We start from the raw sequence: 8,260 nt of genomic DNA on the forward strand, positions 1-8,260 counted from the left end.
ATTAATAGTATAATACAGCGATGCAAAAAATGGTGAAAACGGGGTTTCGAGACGAAAGAAATGGAAACAGGTGATAAATCTTAGATCATTGGCAATAGGGGATAACATCCCTCCTAGCCTCCTCGAAGAGGGGGAATGTAATGACAAAAAAGGGAAGGGAATGTAGGGTCGTAGCATAATGGGAAGTTAACTTTGGCAAAGTTGAATAAACTGAGAATCCTCATTCTCTCATTTCCTAATTCTCTAATTTCTCCCCCGCTCGTCGTGCTACGACCCCTGTAATTACTAATGTTTAGAAGGTAGCTATCAAGAACTCTTATAGCACTATCGATAAAATTATAACCTAAAATAGTTGCATTTGGCATTTTTTTTGTAATTTTGCCCCCGAAATAATTTTAAGCAGGTGTACTTCTTCTGAAGAACAGATGTAAGTCTTAAAGAAAACAATTTTTATGAAAAATATAAAAAAGAGGTATTATTGTGCCGTAATGATGGCTGTATTTTTTATGTTGGGTTTTACTGTAAAAAGTGATGAAGAGAGAACTACCGTAGTACCGCCCAGCTTTGTAGTAGATATACCTCGTTTGGTTACCGCTATGCCAAAAGAAATAACAAGCGAACCCAATCTGTTTTCCTTAAATCCACCACAAGTAGGAAAAAGTTTTATAGGCTTTAAAGAAGCCTTAGCCTACCGCGAGTCACGAGGCAATTATTTTATAGTGAATAGGTTTGGCTATATGGGTAAATATCAATTCGGAAAATCAGCTTTGCAGTTCTACGGAGTAAAAGACGCTCAGCAATTCCTCAATTCCCCCGAACAACAAGAACGACTTTTTACTCTTAGTCTTCAGCGCAACAAATGGTATTTGCGCAATGAAATCAAGCAATACGTAGGCACTAAAATTAACGGTATAGAAATTACCGAGTCAGGCATATTAGCCGCAGCTCACTTAGTTGGAGCGCAATCAGTAAAAAAATATTTGAAGAAAAAAGGACGCTATGCCTTTGCCGATGGCAATGGTACTACGTTGCAAAACTACCTAAAACACTTTGCAGGGTACGACACAGCACACATTATCCCTGAAAAACTCCCACGTTTTTAGAAACATAAGTTAATCGAAAAACATAAACTTTCTTCATCTTTGTCAAGGTTTTATAATCTTGGCAAAGATTTCTATTTTCCTACTTCTCAGCATTTGCCAATCCCTAAATTTGCTCATTTGCTAATTACTTCATACCTTTGCACTCTAACAAATTAAAAGCCAAAGAGACTCACACTTATGCCTATTCCTCTTAAATTTAAAAAACGCTGGGAGATCTATCCTACTTTGCAAGACGTGCTCACTGCTACACAAAACCTCAGTGTGTCACCTTTTGGTACTACAATAGACGATGACTTACAAGATTTTCGCGGTATCAAACTCATTGGTAAAGGTGAATGTATCAACGTTTCTCTTAGTAATTCTGATTTCTCAGGTTCGCTATGGCAAAACTTTCAAATTGCAGAAACCGAAACTTTTACTCCTCTAATAAACCGCGTAATTTTTGATGAAAGCTCTTTTCAGCAGAGTGAATATACTCCCCTTTGTGGACGAGGGACTACATTCCTATCGTGTTGTTTTATCAATTGCAAATACAAAGGCGTTGGCTTTCTGCAAGTAGTCATTAAAGACTGCCTCTTTTCTGATATCAAAAAGAATGTACGCTTAGATTTTAACTGCAAGCTGATAGAAGATTGCTTATTCATTGGTGATATTTACAAAGCTAAATTTTGGTATTCGTCCTTAAAAAATTGTATCTTTGAAGGAGTACTTTATGATACTTCTTTCTGGGGAGCAAGAGACTTTGCTTCGCAAAAAGAACCTATTTTACCTGAAAAGGTAGATAACCGAATGGAAAATATAGATTTCTCTCAAGCAGAAATGATACAGTGTAATTTCTGGGCTTATTGCTATTTAGATAAAGTGAAACCTTCTGAAAGGAATTGTGTTTTTAAGGTAACCGATGAATTTTATGAATGTTTACTAACCCAAATTCAAAGCAGTGAAAGTCCCTTAAAAGAGAAATTAATAAAATGGGCAAAATTATTCTATGCTCCACATATTACAGCTCCTTATAGAGTGGCTCACCCCAATGACGTTTCATTTAATCGTCCAGAAGATACTGAATTTAGCCAAACACTCTACAATCTTGTTTGCGAGGCAGCAGAAGCTACCGGCTGTAGAGTGAAGTAAGGTTGTAATAAGCTTTGTCAGAGTCCCCCCGCTGGCGCGAGCTTGTAGCTCGTGCCTACTATAAATAGAGCTTGTAGCTCACACCAAATTTGCTCATTTGCTAATTACTTCATACCTTTGCACCATAATTGGCAAAGTTGCTAATTGACAAATCGACAAATTAACGACGAATGGTTTACAATCACAAAGAAATAGAGGCCTTTTGGCAAGAATATTGGGCTAAACACCAAACTTTCAAAGCCCAGAATAACAGTACCAAACCTAAGTACTATGTGCTCGATATGTTCCCTTACCCCTCAGGGGCGGGCTTACACGTAGGGCATCCGCTGGGCTATATCGCCAGCGACATCGTGGCGCGCTACAAGCGTCACAAAGGGTTCAATGTGTTGCACCCTCAGGGTTATGATAGCTTCGGTCTGCCAGCCGAGCAATACGCTATCCAAACAGGGCAACACCCTGCGGTTACTACCGCACAGAATATCGCCCGTTACCGCGAACAATTAGATAAAATGGGCTTTTCTTTTGATTGGAGTCGTGAAGTAAAGACCTCCGACCCCGATTACTATCGTCATACCCAGTGGATATTCATACAATTATTTAACTCGTGGTATAACAACACAACCGACAAGGCAGAGCCTATCAAAACGCTTATCGCTCTCTTTGAAACAGAAGGCAATAGCAAGGTCAATGCTGCTTGCGACGACGATACCCCCTCTTTCACTGCTGCCCAATGGCACGCAATGACAGCAGAAAGCAAACAACACCATTTACTAAAATACCGACTTACCTACTTAGCAGAAACCGAAGTAAACTGGTGCCCTGCCTTAGGAACTGTACTCGCCAACGATGAAATCGTGAATGGCGTATCCGAACGTGGGGGTCACCCAGTAATTCGCAAGAAGATGACCCAATGGAGTATGCGCATCACGGCTTATGCTGAACGCCTCTTGCAAGGCTTAGACACCATCAATTGGAGTGAAAGCATCAAAGAAAGCCAACGCAACTGGATAGGAAAATCAGTAGGAGCCTCTATCGACTTTGTGCTCGCCGGAGGCGAGCACAAAGTCGAGGTCTTCACCACTCGCCCCGACACCCTCTTCGGCGTTACTTACCTTACCCTTGCTCCCGAGCACCCCTTAGTATTGCAAATTACTACTGAGGAGCAACGCGCTGAGGTAGAAGCCTATATCGCAGCTACTGCCAAACGTTCAGAGCGCGACCGTATGGCAGACACCAAAACCGTATCAGGAGCTTTCACTGGTGCGTATGCTCTGCACCCACTTACCGGCAAGCAGCTTCCTATCTGGATAGGCGATTATGTGCTTGCCAGCTATGGTACGGGGGCTGTTATGGCAGTGCCTGCTGGTGACGACCGCGATTATGCCTTTGCCAAACACTTCAAGGGCGCCAAAGGAATGCCAGAAATGATTAACATCTTCGATAAAGATATTTCAGAAAACGCCTTTACCAATAAAGAGGGAATGACTTACCAAAACTCTGATATTCTCAATGGTTGCACTAACTTTGACGAAGCAGTTGCCAAAGTGTTAGCAGCCTTAGAAGCTAAGGGCGCAGGCAAAGCCAAAGTGAATTACCGTCTCCGCGATGCTGTCTTCTCACGTCAGCGTTATTGGGGCGAACCTTTCCCTGTATACTATGAAAATGGCTTGCCACAGATGATAGGCGAGGAGTACCTCCCTATTCTCCTTCCCGAAGTAGAGAAATACCTCCCTACCGAAGAGGGCAACCCACCATTGGGCAACGCGACCACTTGGGCGTGGGATACCGCAAACCACAAGGTAGTCAGCAATGAGCTTATTAATAACCAAACCATATTCCCATTAGAACTCAATACAATGCCAGGTTGGGCAGGCTCTTCTTGGTATTGGTTGGAGTATATGATGGAAAAAGACGCACGTGGAACCTTCCCTACCAAACCCGTAGTAGACTACTGGCAAAACGTAGACCTATACGTAGGGGGTAGCGAACACGCCACAGGGCACCTTTTGTACTCTCGTTTCTGGAACAAATTCCTCAAAGACCGCGGTTTTGCCCCTACCGAAGAACCTTTCAAAAAACTTATCAATCAAGGAATGATATTGGGGATGAGTGCCTTTGCGTATCGATTAGAAGGTACCAATACTTTTGTGTCTAAAAGTCAAGTAAAAGGGCAATCAGTACAACCTATTCACGTAGATGTTTCTCTCTTAAAAGATACTTCTGATGAATTAGATATTGAGAAATTCAAGGTGTGGCGTAAAGAATTTGCTAATGCTGAATTTATTTTAGAAGAAGACGGCAAGTATATTACAGGTCGCGAGGTAGAAAAGATGTCGAAATCTAAATACAACGTGGTAAACCCCGATGATATTTGCGAGCAATACGGTGCTGATACTTTGCGTCTCTACGAAATGTTTTTAGGACCTTTGGAACAAGCCAAACCTTGGAACACGGCAGGTATTTCGGGGGTATATAACTTCTTGCGCAAGCTATGGCGTTTGTATTTCAATGACAATGGTTGGCAAGTAACCGATGAAGCCCCTACACCCGAGATGCTCAAAGCCCTGCATAAAACGATTAAAAAGGTAAATGAAGATATCGAGAATTTCTCTTTCAATACCTCGGTGAGTCAGTTTATGATATGCGTGAATGAGTTATCAACACTAAAATGCCACCATAGAGACGTTTTAACACCTCTTGCGGTGCTGGTAGCTCCCTTCGCTCCGCATATCGCCGAAGAGCTCTGGAAAAGGCTTGGAAATACTGAAAGCGTAACTTATGCACCTTATCCCGTACACGAGGATAAGTATTTGCAAGAGGACAGTAAGGAATATCCCGTATCGTTCAATGGCAAAGTACGCTTCAAACGCGCTTATGCTACCAGTATGAGTGTGGCAGAGATAGAGCAAGCCATCCTCGCCGATCCTCAAACCGCAGAACAGCTACAAGGCAACACCCCTAAAAAGATAATTGTAGTGCCTAATAGGATTATCAATATTGTAATGTAATAATACAAAGAGGCTTCTCCTCAGTGGAGAAGCCTCTTTTTTTGTTGTAGTCCTATTATTGAGGGTTTAAAAAATAAAACTTCGCTCTAAATTAAAATAAAAGTATATATACAATGAATTCCATAATCATTCTCATATTCGTACTTGTAGTTGTTTCGGTATATTTTATTGTGCAGTACAAAAGTAATTTCGAAAAACGCTTAGCCTATCATACCCCCCGCCTTCTTTCCTCCGAAAGACGGGAATATATAAAGGGTGCAGAACGATATATCAAAAAAGCGAGCGTAGTTATAGGCTTGTTTGTTAGCTTTCCGTTAATGGTTATATGTGCTTTTCTATTAGCTGATGTTGGTATTCCTATCATTTTTCTTCTTCTAATTTTTCTAATAGCAATAGAGTGTTTGGCTATTTATTTACTATATCGTATTTTAAAAAGAAATATAAAAAACCAGCAAGCACTCTTAGAACAAATGAGTGATAGCGACTTTCGGCTATTGCAGAGTGTACAAAAAGAATTATTTCTCTTCAAATACTTTCCTCCTTTTATACTTTGTAAAGATAAGCTGTACTTATTTGTTTCTCTTACCGTTGAGGAGATTGATCCTACAACAATAAAAGAAGTAAGTTTTGTTTATGCTAGGGGAGAGAGATTATTTCTACATATTAAATCGATAAAATCTATTCGAATTACTATGTATAGGAATATATACCCTCTCTTGGTAGAGATTATCGAGAAATACAATCCTAATGCTCAAATAAAAACTTTAAAATAACCTATTAACTAAATAAAAAAAAATGAACGATACTATCATCATTCCGTTCAGCAAAAAGAAAATGCTGAAACTCACAGGCATTTATGTTCTTATAATCCTTGGTGTAGCAGGTGTTATCGCTCTTATTTTATCAGCTGATATCCTAAACCTATACTATTTAGCATTCTTTTTAGTTTTATTGATAGTAACCATTATTCTCTTTTTTATGGGAATAAAAGGACTATTATCGTTAAAGAGAAGCAAAGGAGGTGTAATACTCACTCCTGAGTACCTCAAAAGCAATGTGAGTCTTGTAGGTAAATGGGTAGGTGAAATTCCTTGGAACGAAATAGCTGCTATAGGCAGAATGAAATTCTATGGAATACACATCCATATCAAACTCAAACACCCTGAAAACTACTTGAGCAGAATCAAAAGTGAAGAGATAAGGAATAGGTTTGAAGGAATTCAAATCGACAATAGCGAACTCAAAATCACTTTTGAGGAATTAGAAAGGCTTATCAATGAGTATTTTGCTAAATACGGCAATTCTTAATTCTTACCTAAAAAAATGGACACAGTTTACATTATCTGTTTGGTACCCTTAGTGATTTTTATAGGCTTCTTTCTGTACCTTACGATAATACGGAAAAACGCCTTTGAAGAACGATTAGTGCTTTTCCGTCCTACTCACCAGCTTTCACAAAAGCGTGAAGCCTATATGCAGGGGGCGCACAAATACCGCAAATATGCTTCTATTGCTTTGCTGGTGCTATTTTCTTTTCTTTTATTAATTTTGATTTTTGTAATGTTCAAAGAGGATTTTGAGGAAATAGGCAGTGTATATATGGTAATCTTTAATAAAATTAAGAAACTCATATTGTTTGTCCTTCTTGTCCTTATACCTATTGTTCTGGCGTATTACCTTGCTACCTATGTGCTGAAGCGCAATGAAAAAGCTCAACGTATGTTTTTGGAACAAATGAGCGATACCGATTTTGAAACACTCCTCAAAGTAAGAGATAGTTTGCCTTCTATCAGTAAGTATAGTCCTCCGTTTGTATTGTGTAACAAGAAGTTGTATATTTTTCTCTTCTATGCAATTAGAAAAATTGACCCTACTCAAATAATCGAAATAAATTGGGAGAATAATAAGAATAGTATTTTTATACGCCTCAAATCTCCTAAGAGAACGATGTTTACCCTATCCCCCACAACGTTTTCTTATTTCTTGCCAATCGTTGAACAATATACAAAGTCCAAATAAATAACTCTTACTTAAAATTATGGACATAATTTATTTACTCTGTTTTGTTTCGTTGGTGCTTCTCTTGGTTTTTATGTACTTTACGATGGTGCGCAAAAACAAATTTGAAGAGCGCTTGGCAATTTATCGCCCTCAGCACCAGCTGTCACAAAATCGGGAGGCTTATTTGAAAAAAGTGAGTAAGTTCCGCTTGTGGGTTACCGGTATTATTATTGTGATTTTTTTAGCGCCTTTGTTTCTTTATCTTGTGCTGATGATACAAAAAGGTGTAGAGGTGCTACACTTGTTGTTTCCTGATGAAATAATAGGGGAAACACTTCTTTCTTTACTTATTCCCTTTTTGGTGTATTACCTCCTTTCTTATGTGTTCAAGCGCAACGAAAAAGCTCTGCGTATGCTGGTAGAACAAATGAGTGATAGTGATTTCGACTTGCTGTTAAAAGTAAAAGATAGTCTATTTGTTCTCACTCGCTACAATCCGCCGTTTGTGTTGTGCAACAAGCAACTGTACTTCTTTATTTTCTATGCGATTCGTGAAATTGACCCTGCTAAAATCACGGATATAGATTGGGGTTATAGCAAAAATGGTTTATATGTAAAAATCAAATCGCCTAAAGTCACAAGGATTACGATGTCACGCGAGACATTGTCTTATCTCTTGCAAATTATTGAACAATATAACTCAAAAATACGAACTTTCTAATTAGCAAACTTGGAAATTAGAAAATTAGCAAATGAGAAAATGAGGAAATTAGCAAATTAGGAGCGAGTTTGAATTAGAGGAATGAGGCTGTGCCTCAGAAATTAAACAAAAATCAAACAAATTAAGGCTACGCCTTGTGAAATGGGAAGAGAGTTTGGTAGGAATTTTCGGAGAAGGTTGAAGAGTTTCTGAATTATCGGAGAGAAACGAAAAACATCAAAAGAGAGTTGTAGGGAATTTTGGTGAAAAAAGGGTGTAAGATGGGTGGGGGTAGCTTATAGAGAGCTTATAGGAAG

The 8,260-nt window shown here is 39.1% G+C and carries 7 protein-coding genes; all 7 read left to right on the forward strand.

From position 1 onward, the window contains the following. Positions 1-452: 452 nt before the first annotated feature. Entirely contained in the window at positions 453-1,103 is a 651-nt protein-coding gene (locus tag HMPREF9072_RS09615; RefSeq protein WP_009411537.1) for a hypothetical protein, read from the forward strand. A gap of 177 nt (positions 1,104-1,280) precedes the next feature. Further along, positions 1,281-2,234, forward strand: a complete 954-nt coding sequence (locus HMPREF9072_RS09620) for a hypothetical protein (protein ID WP_009411538.1) — start codon at positions 1,281-1,283, stop codon at positions 2,232-2,234. Positions 2,235-2,404: 170 nt separating this feature from the next. Then, positions 2,405-5,242, forward strand: a complete 2,838-nt coding sequence (leuS, locus tag HMPREF9072_RS09625; RefSeq protein ID WP_009411539.1) for a leucine--tRNA ligase — start codon at positions 2,405-2,407, stop codon at positions 5,240-5,242. Between the two features lie 113 nt (positions 5,243-5,355). Then, on the forward strand, positions 5,356-6,015 hold the full coding sequence (locus HMPREF9072_RS09630; RefSeq protein WP_009411540.1) for a hypothetical protein: 660 nt from the start codon (positions 5,356-5,358) through the stop codon (positions 6,013-6,015). A gap of 22 nt (positions 6,016-6,037) precedes the next feature. Beyond that, positions 6,038-6,550, forward strand: coding sequence for an STM3941 family protein (locus HMPREF9072_RS09635; protein WP_009411541.1), 513 nt, complete (start codon positions 6,038-6,040; stop codon positions 6,548-6,550). 15 nt (positions 6,551-6,565) lie between these two features. Then, positions 6,566-7,261, forward strand: coding sequence for a hypothetical protein (locus HMPREF9072_RS09640; protein WP_009411542.1), 696 nt, complete (start codon positions 6,566-6,568; stop codon positions 7,259-7,261). A gap of 19 nt (positions 7,262-7,280) precedes the next feature. Further along, positions 7,281-7,964: a hypothetical protein gene (locus HMPREF9072_RS09645; RefSeq protein ID WP_034566370.1), complete on the forward strand. Its 684-nt coding sequence runs from the start codon at positions 7,281-7,283 to the stop codon at positions 7,962-7,964. The last annotated feature ends 296 nt before the right edge of the window (positions 7,965-8,260 follow it).

Origin of the sequence: Capnocytophaga sp. oral taxon 324 str. F0483 (assembly GCF_000318315.2) — a bacterium.
GTDB classification, from domain to species: domain Bacteria; phylum Bacteroidota; class Bacteroidia; order Flavobacteriales; family Flavobacteriaceae; genus Capnocytophaga; species Capnocytophaga ochracea.